Source organism: Georgenia soli (genome assembly GCF_002563695.1).
Taxonomy (GTDB): domain Bacteria; phylum Actinomycetota; class Actinomycetes; order Actinomycetales; family Actinomycetaceae; genus Georgenia; species Georgenia soli.
Genome location: NZ_PDJI01000004.1, coordinates 1,654,242 through 1,668,115, shown reverse-complemented (window position 1 = coordinate 1,668,115; position 13,874 = coordinate 1,654,242). Strand labels below are relative to the sequence as shown.

13 protein-coding genes and 1 other annotated feature are annotated in these 13,874 nt (G+C 73.8%); of the genes, 5 read left to right on the top strand and 8 right to left on the bottom strand.

Features of this window, described 5'->3' with window-relative positions:
* Nucleotides 1-429: 429 nt before the first annotated feature.
* A protein-coding gene (locus tag ATJ97_RS08775) for an IS3 family transposase (RefSeq protein ID WP_425432714.1) occupies nt 430-1,703 on the top strand; the annotation gives its coding sequence in 2 pieces (ribosomal slippage) (nt 430-712 and nt 712-1,703; 1,275 coding nt in all).
* Nucleotides 708-839 (top strand) — a sequence feature (AL1L pseudoknot). It overlaps the preceding gene by 132 nt.
* On the opposite strand, the gene ATJ97_RS08770 is transcribed toward ATJ97_RS08775, so the two are convergent.
* From ATJ97_RS08770 to ATJ97_RS08755, 4 genes are all read right to left on the bottom strand, one after another.
* Nucleotides 1,630-3,042, bottom strand: a complete 1,413-nt coding sequence (locus tag ATJ97_RS08770) for a DUF222 domain-containing protein (protein ID WP_143426961.1) — start codon at nt 3,040-3,042, stop codon at nt 1,630-1,632. The genes ATJ97_RS08775 and ATJ97_RS08770 overlap by 74 nt on opposite strands.
* A gap of 233 nt (nt 3,043-3,275) precedes the next feature.
* Entirely contained in the window at nt 3,276-4,100 is an 825-nt protein-coding gene (locus ATJ97_RS08765) for an HAD family hydrolase (protein WP_098483425.1), read from the bottom strand.
* A 245-nt stretch (nt 4,101-4,345) separates the two neighbouring features.
* Complete coding sequence (locus ATJ97_RS08760) at nt 4,346-4,960, bottom strand: alpha-ketoglutarate-dependent dioxygenase AlkB (protein WP_098483424.1); 615 nt, start codon at nt 4,958-4,960, stop codon at nt 4,346-4,348.
* A gap of 37 nt (nt 4,961-4,997) precedes the next feature.
* The gene (locus ATJ97_RS08755) at nt 4,998-5,627 is read right to left on the bottom strand and encodes a 2'-5' RNA ligase family protein (protein ID WP_170037321.1); all 630 of its coding nucleotides are present in this window, start codon (nt 5,625-5,627) and stop codon (nt 4,998-5,000) included.
* 79 nt (nt 5,628-5,706) lie between these two features.
* Here ATJ97_RS08755 and ATJ97_RS08750 point away from each other — a divergent pair, with 79 nt between their 5' ends.
* The 3 genes from ATJ97_RS08750 to ATJ97_RS08740 are packed head-to-tail and all read left to right on the top strand — an operon-like array spanning nt 5,707 to nt 8,286.
* On the top strand, nt 5,707-6,681 hold the full coding sequence (locus ATJ97_RS08750) for a zinc-dependent alcohol dehydrogenase (protein WP_098483422.1): 975 nt from the start codon (nt 5,707-5,709) through the stop codon (nt 6,679-6,681).
* Nucleotides 6,681-7,058, top strand: coding sequence for a 6-pyruvoyl trahydropterin synthase family protein (locus ATJ97_RS08745; protein ID WP_098483421.1), 378 nt, complete (start codon nt 6,681-6,683; stop codon nt 7,056-7,058). Before ATJ97_RS08750 ends, ATJ97_RS08745 begins: the two co-directional genes overlap by 1 nt.
* A 16-nt stretch (nt 7,059-7,074) precedes the next feature.
* Nucleotides 7,075-8,286, top strand: coding sequence for a glycosyltransferase family 4 protein (locus ATJ97_RS08740; protein ID WP_098483420.1), 1,212 nt, complete (start codon nt 7,075-7,077; stop codon nt 8,284-8,286).
* Here ATJ97_RS08740 and ribA read toward each other — a convergent pair.
* The 3 genes from ribA to ATJ97_RS08725 form a co-directional block, all read right to left on the bottom strand.
* Nucleotides 8,261-9,631, bottom strand: coding sequence for a GTP cyclohydrolase II (gene ribA / locus ATJ97_RS20675; RefSeq protein ID WP_098483419.1), 1,371 nt, complete (start codon nt 9,629-9,631; stop codon nt 8,261-8,263). The two genes, ATJ97_RS08740 and ribA, sit on opposite strands and share 26 nt — an antisense overlap.
* 70 nt (nt 9,632-9,701) lie before the next feature.
* A complete protein-coding gene (locus ATJ97_RS08730; protein WP_098483418.1) occupies nt 9,702-10,700 on the bottom strand; it encodes a bile acid:sodium symporter family protein in 999 nt (332 codons plus the stop codon).
* A 112-nt stretch (nt 10,701-10,812) separates the two neighbouring features.
* Nucleotides 10,813-11,547: a glutamine amidotransferase gene (locus tag ATJ97_RS08725; protein ID WP_098483417.1), complete on the bottom strand. Its 735-nt coding sequence runs from the start codon at nt 11,545-11,547 to the stop codon at nt 10,813-10,815.
* Nucleotides 11,548-11,689: 142 nt separating this feature from the next.
* On the opposite strand from ATJ97_RS08725, the gene ATJ97_RS08720 reads away from it, so the two are divergent.
* On the top strand, nt 11,690-13,228 hold the full coding sequence (locus ATJ97_RS08720) for a nucleoside transporter C-terminal domain-containing protein (RefSeq protein ID WP_098485332.1): 1,539 nt from the start codon (nt 11,690-11,692) through the stop codon (nt 13,226-13,228).
* A 10-nt stretch (nt 13,229-13,238) separates the two neighbouring features.
* Here the strand turns inward: ATJ97_RS08720 and ATJ97_RS08715 are convergent, their stop codons facing one another.
* Complete coding sequence (locus ATJ97_RS08715; RefSeq protein ID WP_098483416.1) at nt 13,239-13,748, bottom strand: DUF4190 domain-containing protein; 510 nt, start codon at nt 13,746-13,748, stop codon at nt 13,239-13,241.
* Between the last annotated feature and the right edge of the window lie 126 nt (nt 13,749-13,874).

The window sequence follows — 13,874 nt, the reverse complement described above, 5'->3', positions numbered from 1 at the left end:
ACGCACATTCCTTCGGTGTCCCGCCCTCGGTTTCTGCCACGGACCCCGGTTCCCGCGCCAACCCGATTCATGGCATTCCCCGGTTCGTGACGCCCACCCGTTGGCCGACTGTGCCGGTGAGGAGCCGCCGTGCTTCGCACCGGCGCGAGCGGGAGATCTCTGCTCGGGGAGCGTGGCGTCGCACTGGCATCAGTGTGCTGCTGTGACTCTTCCGGACCGTCTAGAACGGCGGTGGGTCGTCGTGGTCGTGGTGCGTGGGCTCCGGACTGGCGTGACGGGGTGGGCCGATGGCGATGAGGGTGGTGGTGCCGTTGGTCTCGCGGCGGTAGGTGTGGCCGGAGGGGGTGGTCCAGACGAAGATGCCGGGTTCGGGCTGGGTGAACCGCCCCGGGTTCCGTGGAGGGTTCCTTCCTTGGAAGGATCGATCTCATGTCGAAGACGACGAAGCGGTACCCGGAGGAGCTCAAGCAGCGCGCTGTGCGCATGGTCCTGGAGCACCGGCAGGACTACACCAGCGAGTACGAGGCGATCAGGACGATCGCGGAAAGGCTGGGGGTCGGGCACGAGACGCTGCGTAAGTGGGTGCGCCGGGCCGAGGTCGACGCCGGCGCAAGACCCGGGGTGACCAGCGCCGAGGCGACGCGGATCAAGGAGCTGGAGAAGGAGAACCGCGAGCTGCGGCGGGCGAACGAGATCCTGAAGTCCGCGGCGTCTTTCTTCGCGCGGGAGCTCGACCCGCCACAGCGGTGATCTGCCGGTTCATCGACGAGAACCGGGCCAGGTTCGGGGTCGAGCCGATCTGCCGCGTGCTGACCGAGCACGGCTGCAAGATCGCCCCGAGCACCTACTACGCCTACCGCTCCCGCCGGCCCGCGGCGCGGACCGTCTCCGACGCCACCGTCCTGCACGAGCTGCGCCGGCTGCGCCTCGACGCCCACGGCCGCCCGACCCCGGAGAGCCTGTACGGGTACCGCAAGACCTGGCACGCCCTGCGCGCCCGCGGCGTGACGGTCGCCCGCTGCACTCTCGAGCGGCTCATGCGCGAGCACGGGATGCGCGGAGCGGTGCGCTCGGGGAAGGTCCGCACCACCGTCCCGGGCAAGGACGGCAGCCGGGCCGGGGACCGGCTCAACCGCGACTTCACCGCCGCGGCCCCCAACCTGGTCTGGGTCGCCGACTTCACCTACGTGCGGACCTGGGCCGGGTTCGTCTACGTCGCCTTCGCCGTCGACGTCTTCTCCCAGGCCGTCGTCGGCTGGCACGCGATGACGACCAGGCACACCGACCTGGTGCTGACCTGCCTGCGCATGGCCACCTGGGCCAGGAGCCACCAGGGACACCCCGTCACCACCGGGCTGATCCACCACTCCGACGCCGGCAGCCAGTACACCTCGCTGCGCTTCACCGAGCACCTCGACCTCGAGGGCATCGCACCCTCGATCGGCAGCGTCGGCGACGCCTACGACAACGCCCTGATGGAGTCGATCGTCGGCCTGTACAAGACCGAGTGCATCAAGCCCGACGTCTTCCACGCCGGCCCCTACCGGTCGATCGCCGACGTCGAGTACGCCACCATGGCCTGGGTCGAGTGGTACAACACCCGACGACTCCACTCCGCGCTCGGCTACCTCACCCCGACCCAGCACGAAGCCAACCACTACGCCAAGCACGACTCCGTCCAGCCGGTCGGAGCCAACAACTGAACTCTCCACGGAACCCGGGGCGGTTCACGGCGGGTTCGGGGCCGGTGTGGCCGGTGAGGAGGGCGGCGTGGGTCAGGGCGAGGAGGGCGTCGGCGCGGAGCTGGTCGATGGTGCGGGGGTCGCCGTCGTGCTTGGCGGTGTGGGCGATGGCGTCCAGGGTCAGGTCGACCTGGACGCAGTCCTGGGCGGGCAGGACGGCGTAGATCGAGCCCATCCCGTCGGGCAGGGCCCGGGTGTGGTTGACGTGCCGTTTCGCCCGGGCGCGGGCGTGACGGGCCTGGGCGTCGGCGGGGTCGACGGTGACCAGGGCCTTGGCCAGGTCCCGGCGGACCTGGGCCACGGTGCGCCCGTCGGCCTCCTCCAGCACGTCGTGCTCGACCTGGACGGCGACGGGGACGGGGGAGGTGGCCAGGGTGGTCACGATGGCCCGGGCCTTGGGGTAGTCCACCACCCCGGCGGCCACGGCGGCGGCGGTCTCGGTGAAGGTGCGGGTCAGGCCGTGCCCGACGGTGATGAGGGTGCGGGCCTCCTGGCGGGAGACGGCCAGGCGCATGGCGATCTCCTCGGCGGTGACGTCCACCGGTTTCTCGACCGCCGGGTGGGCGAAGAAGGTCGCCGCGTCGGACAGGCCGGCGGCGGCGCGGGCGACCTGCCCCGCGGCCCAGCTCTCGATGCGGCGGTGGGCGGCGAGGACCTCGATCCCGGCCGCCCGCCCCAGGGTGCGGGTCTGCGTGCCGGTCAGCACCGCGGCCAGGTCGGGCCCGGCGCGCATCCCGGCCAGGGCCGCGATCCCGACCCCGAGCACCGAGACGTCCTCCCCCGGGTCGAACACCGTCTCCATCCGCCGCCGCAACGCCCGCGACCACGCCGGCCCGACCTCCTCCGCGTCGACTGCATCGTCCGCGTCGGCGCCGGCAGCGTCGGGGGCGGCGTCGACTGCGTCGGCCGTGTCGGCCGTCTCGTCCGTCTCGTCCGCGCCGGGGGGAGTGTGGGGCGGGGCGGCCGCGTCGTCGTCCGGGAGGGGGCCGGTGCGGGTGAACCCGGCCGGGGCCAGGCCTGCCAGCACGGCCGCGCCCTCGCCGTCGCACGTCGGTGCCGCCGGGCCGGGGTCCTCGTCCGGGCCGATCAGGTCCGCCAGCACCTCCTGCGCCCACGGGTCCCCGGCCTCGAGCAGCACCCCCAGCCCCGCCAGCCCCACGGTCGACAGCTCCCGCGCCCGGGCCACGCGTTCCTCCGCGCCCGCCCGCCCTGCCAGGGCCCGCAGATGCTCGCACGGGCCACGCCACCCGTCCTGCGGGCAGCACCACCCGCCGACCTGCCGACCCCGCTCCGCATCCATGTATCGAACACTAGTACGACCCACCGACATCGGCCCCGACAAGGTGGTCCGCTGTGGAAACGGTGGCAGTCGGGGCCAGCTAGGAGCCATAGCTGGGAGGCGACCATAGCCAGAGACGGCCGGGGCCCTGGTGAACGCCGAGCTATCGGGCGGCTCGCGCCCCGAACGCCGAGCTATCGGGCGGCTCGCGCCCCGAGCGGCGAGTTACCGGGCGGCTCGCGCCGAGCGACGAGCTACCGGGCGGCGGCGCGTGCCCTGAGCAACGCCTCGACCAGTTCTGCCACGGCCTCGTCGGCGTGATGGCCGATCTCGAGCCGTGCCACCTCGCGGACCGGCTCGCGGGCGTTCCCCATGGCGACCGGGAAACCGACGCGAGAGAGCCACACGACGTCGTTCTCGCCGTCGCCGATCCCGGCGCAGCGCTCCGGCGGGATGCCGATCCGCTCGAGGATGGCGCTCAGCGCGACCCACTTGTCGGCGCCTGCGGCGCTCATCTCGAAGGCCGTGTCCATCGAACGGACCATCCGTGGGAACTTGGCGCGGATCTCGCCGTCGAGGGCGTCGAGGGTGGCGGGCTCACCGAAGATGCATGCCTTCGTCGCAGCGGTGAAGGGCAGCTCCCCAGGGGGGACGGCGCGGGTCGGCGCGGTGGGGTCGGCGCGGACGAGGAGGTCGTGCACCACGCTGCCCTCCTCGACGACCATGGTGTCGACCGTGAACAGCGACGGCTCCACCGCCCGGCCCTCGCAGAAGGCGACGACGGCCTGTGCCTCGTCGGGATCCATGACGGCGGCATGGAGGGGATCCGGGTCCCGGGTGTCGACGGCGACCGCCCCGTTGGACGCCACCGCGTAACCGTCGATCCCGGCGTCCGCGAGGATGGCGGTGGCCGATCCGACGATCCGGCCCGTCACGATGATCGGCTCGACGCCCGCTGCCCTGAGGTCGGCCAGCGCCTGCAGCGTCCGCGGGCTCACGCGGTGGTCGCCGCCGGCGAGTGTGCCGTCAACGTCGAAGGCGACGGCGCGCACGCCGAGCAGGTCGTCATGCAGGTTCATGGGCGTCCTCGGTAGAGATGGCTGCGGGCTGAGGCGGGGTCCTCCACGGTAGCTGCCACCGACAGGCGATCGGAAAGAGCCGAGGGAAGGCGGTCACCGGGGCAGGCCGTGCGACGGAAGTCGTGCGGCGGGACAGGCGATCCGAAGTAGCCGGGCATCAGGCAGCGATGAGGGCTTCGGTAGATCTCGTGGGCCTCGGCGTAGGCCATCGGCGGGCACACCACCGGAGACGGGGCACCGGTCCCTCACCCGACCCGGTCGCCCCCGCCCCCCTCCGCCGGGCTCCGCATCCGTTCGGCGAAGCCGCGGCGCAGGGTACGAAACGTCAGGGAGGAGCGGGGCTCGCGCACCGCGGGGATGTGGTGCTGCCACCGCGTCCGGACCGGGCCGGCGAGCACGTACGCCGACCGGGGCTCGAGCCACTGCTCCCACACCCGGCGCTCGTCCCCCTTGCCGAGCTGGAAACGCATGGGCGACGGCGAGCCGAGCGAGACCCCGACGACGTCGCCGAACGCCGGTGCGTCCCGGTGCCAGCCGATCGACGCGCCCGGCGGGTAGTAGGTCGCCAGGGCCTCGGCCAGGTCCGCCGTCGGCCTCTCGAGGAGAGCGGCGCAGCGTTCCCGGACCGGCTGGAGCCAGTCGGGGATCGGTTCGCCGGGCGTCACCGACCCCGTCTCGAAGTGGTAGCTCGCGCCGTAGTGGCGCACCACGCGGCGCGCGACCTGGCCGTGCATGCGCACCTCGCCGTACTCCAGCTCCGTCAGGCGCGCGAGGAGCCACTCCTCCTGGGCCTGCGTGAGGAAGTCGGGCACGTAGCGCAGCCCGGCCGGCTCCTCGACGACGCCCCGCATCCGTCCCATCGGACCTCCCCGGTCTGCCGGCCGACTCCCCTCCGGTCTACGCGCTGAGCTCGACGGCGTCCAGGACGTCCCAGACGTACGTGGGAGGCTCCATCCGCTGTGCGAGCAGAGAGACCCGCTGCACGGTGAGCGCCGGCGGCCCCGCCGGATCCTCCGCCGCGACGGCGAGCGCCTCCCGCGTCGATTCGCCGGTCGCCTCGGTGGTGGAGTAGGCGAGCGTGACGTGCGGCCACCAGTCGTCACCGTCAGAGATCTCCAGGCCGGCGTCGGCGACGCCGGCACGGATCGCGGCCCGCAGCTGCTGCAGCGCGGTGTCGTCGCGCACCCCGACCACCACGCCGTCCTCGACCACCTCCGGCCGGGTCAGCTCCACCGTGACCGGCCCCAGGCCGCGCAGTCGGTCCCGCACCGCCGACGCCACCCGTGCCGGAGCGTCCGCCGGCAGCGCGTCCAGAAGGCCCACAACCTGCATGGTCAGGTGGAGACCCTCGTCCGCCACCGGGGCCAGATGCTCCGCCCCGGCCAGGGAGCCGCGCCACCGGGCCAGCGTCCGGACGACCTCGGGGTCCTCGATCAGCAGGTGCCACGTGAGCTCGGCCTGGCCCGCGCGCAGGTCCGTACGGGCGAAGTGGTCCCGCATCTGAAGTTCTGCCGTGTGTCTGCCCATCGTCCGAGCGTATGGCCGGCCCCGCGCCGTCGCTCGCGTTGCACGTGCGCTTCGGCCGGTCCACGACAGAATCGAGAGCATGTGGACCGCCTACTGGACGACATCGCCACGCCACGGCGAGCTGCGCACCGAGCCGGGCCGCGAACCGGGGGAGGGCGAGGCCCTCGTGCGCACGCTGCACTCCGGCATCAGCCGTGGCACGGAGATGCTCGTGCACGGCGGCGCCGTCCCGGCCGAGGTGGCCGACAGAATGCGGGCGCCGTTCCAGGAGGGGTACCTGCCGGGTGCGGTGAAGTACGGCTACCTCTCGGTGGGCGTGGTCGAGAAGGGGCCCGAGGAGCTCGTCGGCCGCCGCGTGTTCTGCCTGTACCCCCACCAGGACCGGTACGTCGTCCCGGTGAACGCGCTCACCCTCGTTCCCAACGACGTCCCCTCCGACCGCGCCGTCCTCGCCGGCACCGTGGAGACCGCCGTCAACGCGCTGTGGGACGCCGCCCCGCGCCTCGGCGACCGGGTCGCCGTCGTCGGGGCCGGCATGGTGGGCGGCGCGGTGGCGGCGCTGCTGCGCGCCTTCCCCCTGGACCGGCTGCAGCTTGTCGACGTCGACCCCGCCCGCGAGCGGCTGGCGCAGGCGCTCGGGGTGGACTGGGTCCGTCCCGACGACGCCGCCGGCGAGTGCGACCTCGTCATCCACTGCTCGGCGTCCGAGCAGGGCCTGGCCCGGGGGCTGGAGCTGCTCGGCGACGAGGGCGAGCTGATCGAGATGTCCTGGTACGGCACCCGGGCTCCGCGCGTGCCGCTCGGCGGCCCGTTCCACTCCCGCAGGCTGAGCGTCCGTGCCAGCCAGGTCGGCGCCGTCGCCGCCGCCCGCCGTGCCCGGCGGACGACGGCGGACCGCCTGGATCTCGCGATGCGCCAGCTCGCCGACCCCGCGTTCGACGCGTTCCTCACCAGCCGCTCCGACCTCGCCGACCTCCCGGCCGCGATGGAGCGCCTCTACGCCGGGGAGGGATCCCCGTTGTGCCACGTCGTCGTCTACCCCGAAGGAGCCTGATGTTCGCCCTGACCGTCCGTGACCGCATGATGATCGCCCACTCCCTGCCGCACCCTGCGTTCGGGCCTGCGCAGGCCCTCCACGGCGCTACCTACGTCGTCGAGCTGACGATCCGGCGGGCGGAGCTGGGGGAGGAGGGCATCGTCATCGACATCGGCGAGGCGACGACGCTCCTCAAGGACGCCCTCGCGGACCTCGACTACACCAACCTCGACGAGCACCCCGAGCTCGCCGGGACGCTGACCACCACGGAGGCGCTGGCGAAGCTCGTCGCCGACCGCGTGGCGGACCGGCTGCCCGCCGGCCTCTACGCCGGGCTGGACGTCACCCTGCGCGAGCACCCCGACGCCTGGGCCACCTACACCCGCGAGCTCTGACCAGGACGACAGCGCGATGGCGGACGGGACGGCGGGCCGGGCGACGGCGGGAGGGAAGCCCGCGGACGGGACGGCCGGCCGGGCGACGGCGGACGCGGGGCCGGGCGCCGGTCACCTCGGCTTCGTGACGTGGGACCGCACCGGCCCGAGCGGCGGCAACACCTACAACCGCGAGCTGGTGGCGGCCCTGCGGGCGGGTGGCACCGGCGTCGTCGTCCATGCCCTGCCCGGGTCCTGGCCCGACCCGGCCGGCCCCGACCTCGACCGCCTCGCCGAGGCACTCGCAGCCCACCCGGTCTGCCTGGTCGACGGCATCGTCGCGAGCGGGGCACCCGGACCCGTGGCGGAGGCGGTGGCGGCCGGGCACCGCGTCGTCGTGCTGGTGCACATGGCGACCGCCGACGAGGTAGGTCTCCCGCCCGCCGTCGCCGCGCGCCGCGAGGAGGCCGAGGGACGGGCGCTGCGGGCGGCGTCGACCGTCGTCGCGACCAGCAGCACGGCGGCCCAGGACCTCGCCGCCCGTCACGGCCTGACCGACGTGCGCGTGGCCCGGCCGGGCGTACGCCGGGCCGCCCCCGCCCGAGGCTCGGCGCCGCCGCGCATCCTCGCCGTCGCGAACCTCACTCCCACCAAGGACCCGCTGACTCTCGTGCGCGCGCTCGCGGAGGTGCAGGACCTCGCGTGGACGGCCGTCCTCGTCGGCTCCCACGACGTCGACCCCGACTACGCGGGCACCGTCCGGCGCGCGGCCGATGCGCTGGGAGACAGAGTGAGGTTCGCCGGGGCGCTGATGGGCGACGCGCTGGAGGAGCAGTGGGCGGCGGCCGACCTGCTGGTGCTCACCTCCCGCACGGAGACGTTCGGCATGGTGGTCCTCGAGGCGCTCGCACACGGCGTGCCGGCCGTGGTGGGCGCGGGTACGGGCGCGGTCGAGGCCCTGACCCGCGGCGCCCCGGACGGCGGTGCGGGCGAACCGTCCGGGGTGGTGGTCCCCGCTCCGGGGATCCCCGGGACGGCGGTGCCCACCGGGGACCCCCACACCCTGGCGAGGGTGCTGCGGCGGTGGCTCACGGACCCGGCCCTGCGCAGCACCTGGCGCCGCACGGCCCAGGACCGACGCGCCCGGCTGCCCGGCTGGGACGTCACCGCAGCGATCGTCGGCCAGCTGCTCGACGACCAGCGCCGTCCCGGTCAGGTCTCGCTCAGGCGCGCACGGCCGCGAGGTTGAGCTCGGTGCAGATGTCGTCGCCGAGCACGAAGCGCCGCACCGGCGCCGACAGCGCGTCCGCGAGGCGGTCAGAGCCGTCGAACCGGATGCCGGGGACGCCGTCGCCGATGAGCAGCGGCGCCACGGTGAGGAACAGGCGGTCCAGAAGCCCGGCCGCGAGGAACGCCGAGACGATGCGCCCCCCGCCCTCCACGAGCACCCGCCCCAGCCCGCGCTCGCGCAGCGCGGCGAGCACGACCGCGGGCTCGAAGCCGGACGGTCCCACCGGGAGCCGCAGCACGCTGACGTGGGTGGCCACCTCCGGCGCGGCGGCGTCGGGGCCGACGACCCACAGGGTCGGCGCGTCGCCCGTCGTCAGGACGTGGGAGCTCCGCGGCGCCCGGGCGCTCGGGTCGAGCACCACCCGCACCGGCGAGGTGCCCGGCACCGCCCGCACGGTCAGGCGCGAGTTGTCGGCGACGATGCTCTGCACGCCGATCACGACGGCGTCGACCAGTGCGCGCAGGCGGTGCAGGTGCTCGCGGTCCTGCTCGCCGCTGACGTACTCGGCGTCCCCGGAGCGCGCCGCGATGAAGCCGTCCAGGCTCTGCGCCAGCTGGCCGACCACGAGCTCGCTCCCGGCCGCCACCAGCGGCCCGTAACGGTCGAGCAGCGCCGAGTCCGTGCCCGCGACGCCGTGCTCCGGCACGCGCCCCGCCACGAGCTCCGACCACGCGTCGGGCACGGCGCCGACCGAGTCGTGGCGCATGCGGCGCCGCTTGGTCTCCAGGTAGAAGGCGTTCTCCGGCCGGTCGGCGACGGGCAGCATCTGCCGGGCCACCACCTCGATGCCCAGCTCGCCCAGCCGCTCCGCCTTCTCGGGGTTGGCGGACATCAGGCGCACCCGCGTGGCGCCGAGGTCGTGGAGGATGTCGGCCACCTCGTCGTACGTGCGCGCGTCGGCGGGCAGCCCCAGCTCGAGGTTGGCGTCCACCGTGTCCAGGCCGGCGTCCTGAAGGGCGTACGCCTGCAGCTTCGCCAGGAGGCCGATGCCGCGCCCCTCGTGGCCGCGCACGTACACGACGGCACCGCGGCCCTCGCGGGCGATCGCGGCCAGCGCCGCGTCCAGCTGCTCGCCGCAGTCGCAGCGGCGGGAGCCGAACGCGTCACCCGTGAGGCACTCGGAGTGCACGCGGACGAGCGGTGCGACGTCGTCCACGCCCTCGCCGGCGATGTCGCCCATCACCAGTGCGACGTGGCCCAGGCCGCCGGCGCCGTCGTACCCGTGCATCGAGAAGGTCCCGTGCTCCGTCGGAAGCGTCGTCGACACCGTCCGGCGCACGGCCAGGCGTGGGAGGTCGGTCATCGCCAAAGACTGACACAGAACGGACACCGCTCGCGTGCGCATCGCCCGGCGCACGTGCGGATCGGCTCCCTCAGGAGGCGACGGCCTCGGTGGCGCGCGCCGGCTCGGGGGCGAGCGGACGACGCCGGAGCACGGCCGCCAGGATCGCGCCGGAGACGTTGTGCCACACCGAGAAGACGGCACCCGGTAGCGCGGCGAGCGGGCCGAAGTAGGTGGCGGCCAGGCCGGCCGCGAGCCCCGAGTTCTGCATGCCGACCTCGACGGCGACCGTGCGCCGCACCCGCTCGGGCTGCTTCGTCACCGCGGCGAAGCCGTAGCCGATCGCGTACCCGAGGCAGTTGTGCAGCACGACGGCCGCGAGGACGAGCAGGCCCGCCTCGACGATCTTGTCCGCGCTGCGGGAGACGACCGCGACGACCACGAGAGTGATCGCGATCACCGAGATCCACGGCAGCACCGGCAGCGCACGGGTCACCACGCGCGGGAGCAGCGCGCGCACCACCAGGCCCAGCGCCACCGGGACGAGAACGATCTGCAGGATGGACTTCGCCATGCCGACGCCGTCGACGGGCATGTACTGCCCGGCGAGCCACAGCGTGAGCACCGGGGTCAGGAGCGGGGCCAGCAGCGTCGAGACGGACGTCATCGTCACGGACAGCGCGGTGTCGCCCTTGGCCAGGTACGTCACGACGTTCGACGCCGTCCCGCCCGGCGCGCAGCCCACGAGGATCACGCCGGCGGCCAGCTCCGGCGGCAGCTGCAGCACCCAGGACACACCGAGCCCGAGCAGCGGCATGATCGAGTACTGGGCGACCACGCCGAGCAGCACGGGCACGGGGCGCGTGACCACGAGCCGGAAGTCCGGCAGCGTGAGGGTCAGCCCCATCCCGAACATGATCACGCCGAGGAGCGGGTTGATCGCGTCGCCCAGCGGCGTGAATGTTCCGGGCCTGAGGAACGCGATCCCCGCGCCCGCCAGGATCAGGAGTGGGAACAGCGTCACCGCGACGCGTGCGCTGCGGTCCTCGGCGTTCGGGCCGGAGGTCGTGCCTGCCGTGTGCGTCGTCATGGGCGCCGATGATGCCGGGCGCCCCGACGGCGTCGCGGGGCGGGTCAGGATACGGACGAATCGCCCAGGCCCGGCTGAGGGGCGCGGAGGGCCGCCGCCGATGGCGGCCCGGTCAGTCCCGCGCGTACCGGTTGACGAAGTTGGCGAGGATCCGCTGCGGGACGGTGATCTCGACGTCCCGCACGGACGCCTCCACCTGCGCCTGCTCGGCCGGGTCGAAGTACCCGGCGTCGCGGTAGATCCGGATGCGCTCGAGGATGCCGTGGACGTCGAGCTCCGGGTGGAACTGCGTGCCGTAGAGGTTGGTCCGCACCCGGAACATCTGCACGGGGCAGGCCTCGCCGCGGGCGAGGAGGACGGCGCCGTCGGGAAGGTGGCTGGCCGCCTCCTTGTGACCGACGAAGGCCTGGAAGCTGTCCGGGAAGCCCTCGAGCAGGGGGTCGGCCGCGCCCTCCGCGGTGACCTCGATCGTGGCGGCGGAGATCGGCTCCGAGTACGTGCCGTCGAGCGTCGCCCCGAGGTGCCGGGCCAGCGTGCCGACGCCGTAGCAGGCTCCCAGGAACGGGTAGTCGGCGGGAATGAGCACCTCGAGAAGGCGCCCGAGCTCGTGCTCCACCCGCAGCTGGGTGTCGGACTTGTGCTCCTCCGGGATGGAGCTGGTGAACGGGCTGCCGCCCAGCATGATCCCCGACCAGTCGTCGAGGTCCAGCGGCGGCAGCGGGGTCGACTCGAGGCGGATCCGGACGAGCTGGTCCTCGGTCAGGCCGCCGTAGCGCAGGAACGCCTCGTACTCGCTGTCGGCGGCGGCGTCCTCGGGGCGGGTGGCCACGAGCAGGAAGGGCTTCACGCAGCGATCCTAAGGTTCTGGACGACCGCTGCCGCGCGGCCCCCTCCCGGCGCGCGGCCTGCGCCAGGCTCTGCCACCGTGGGCGTTTCGGTCCGTACGTGGCGGAGGAGGAGACGTGAACGTTCTCTGGGGTCTGGGCGGCATGGTGGTGATCCTCGCCATCGCGGTCCTCTTCTCGGCCGACCGCCGGCGGATCAGCGTGCGGACGGTCGGGCTGGCGCTGGCGATCCAGGTGATCTTCGGCGTGCTGGTCCTCTACGTCCCGGTCGGCAAGACCGTCCTGGGGGCGATGACGCAGGCCGTCCAGGCGGTCATCAACTCCTCGCGCGCCGGCATCGACTTCCTCTTCGGCCCGATCCTGCCCGACGAGGGATCCGTGTTCGCCTTCCAGGTGCTGCCGGTCATCGTCTTCTTCGCGTCGCTCACCGCGGTGCTCTACCACCTCGGGATCCTGCAGTGGGTCGTGAAGATCATCGGCGGCGGACTCGCGAAGCTCCTCGGCACCACCCGGCCGGAGTCGATGAACGCGGCCGCGAACATCTTCGTCGGGCAGACCGAGGCACCCCTGGTCATCCGGCCCTACATCTCGGGCATGACGCGCTCCGAGCTGTTCGCCGTCATGGCCGGCGGACTCACCACGGTCGCGGGGTCGGTGCTCGTGGGCTACTCCCTTCTGGGCGCCAACCTCGACTACCTCATCGCCGCCAGCTTCATGGCGGCGCCGGCCGCGCTGATGATGGCCAAGATCCTCGTCCCGGCGGGGGCGCTCGAGGACGACGGACCGGCGGTGGAGGCCGCGGCTTCCGGGTCCGTCGAGCGTCGTGCCGCGACCGCCGCCGACGCGGATTCTCGCAGGGGCGCCAGGGGCGCCAGGGGCGCCAGGGGCGGGCTCGTGGCCCGGTTCGTCGCCGGCGGCAGCCGTGGGGCCTCCTCGGCGGCGACGGCGGAGCTTGCCCGCCGTCGGGGCGCTCAGGACCGCGCGGGCACGGTCTCGGGTGACGATGCCCGGTGGTCCGACGCCGACGCCGACGGCGGTGACGGCGACGACCTCGGCCCGACCGACCGCGGCCGCCCCGCCCGCGAGAGGCGGACGGTCATGACCGACACCGCAACGCCCGGCAGCGGCCCCGAGACCGACGACGCCGGTCCCGACGACGAGGACGACGGCCCCACGAACGTCATCGACGCTGCGGCGAAGGGCGCGTCGGACGGGCTGAGCCTCGCCCTCAACGTGGGCGCGATGCTGCTGGCCTTCATCGCCCTCATCGCGCTGGCGAACCTCGTCCTCGGCGCCGTCGGCGGCCTCTTCGGCGTCGAGCTGACGATCCAGCAGCTGCTCGGGTACGTCTTCGCCCCGATCATGTTCGTCGTCGGGGTGCCGTGGAACGAGGCGGTCGACGCGGGCAGCTTCCTGGGGCAGAAGGTGGTCCTCAACGAGTTCGTCGCCTTCTCCGACTTCGCGCCCCGCGCCGAGGACTTCTCCGCGAAGACCCAGGCGATCGTCACGTTCGCCCTCACCGGCTTCGCGAACCTCGGCTCGCTCGCGATCCTCATCGGCGGCCTCGGTGGCATCGCCCCGGACCGGCGTTCCGACATCGCACGGCTGGGCATGCTTGCCGTGCTCGCCGGCACGCTCGGCAACCTCATGAGCGCCGCCATCGCCGGCGTCCTCATCGGCTGACAGGCGAGCCTCAGGCTGCGAAGAGGTCCCGCACACCCCAGACGGCGAGCACGAGCAGCACCCACAGGGCCGTGAGCACGTAGCCGAGCACGAGGCCCGCCACGGCCAGCCCGCGGCCGCCCGCGTAGCCGTCGGCGAGGCGCCGCAGCGCGAGGTGCCCGCACACCACGGCGGCCACCCCCAGCCCGGGAACCACCGCGAGCACCCCGAGGATCAGGGCGGCGACGGCGAGGGGGTCGTTGCGTACCACGGCCGAGGTGTAGCCGGGCCCGGCGAGGACCGCGCCGCGGTCCACGAGCTCGCTGCCCGGGAAGGCGACGGGTGCGCCGTCGTCCATGGACGTTTCGGGCCCGGGAGAGGTCATGTAGGGCGACGGTCCGGCGCCCGGGAGCGGCGCGGCCGCGTAGTCGGGCAGGAAGGCCCGCGGTGGAGGGGCCGGCCGTGCGGAGGGCGAGGCGAACGGGTTGTCCGGCCGCGGGGCGCCCGCGGCGCCGCCGTGCTGGTTCTCGCCCCAGCTCATCCGTCCCCCTCGTGGCCCGGCCTGCACGCCAGCGCCCAGAATGGCACAGCGCGGAACGGGCCGAGGCTCATCGGCGTTAGCCTGTCCTCCCGAACCGGCCCCTCGACGATGCGGGAGCAGGCGCAA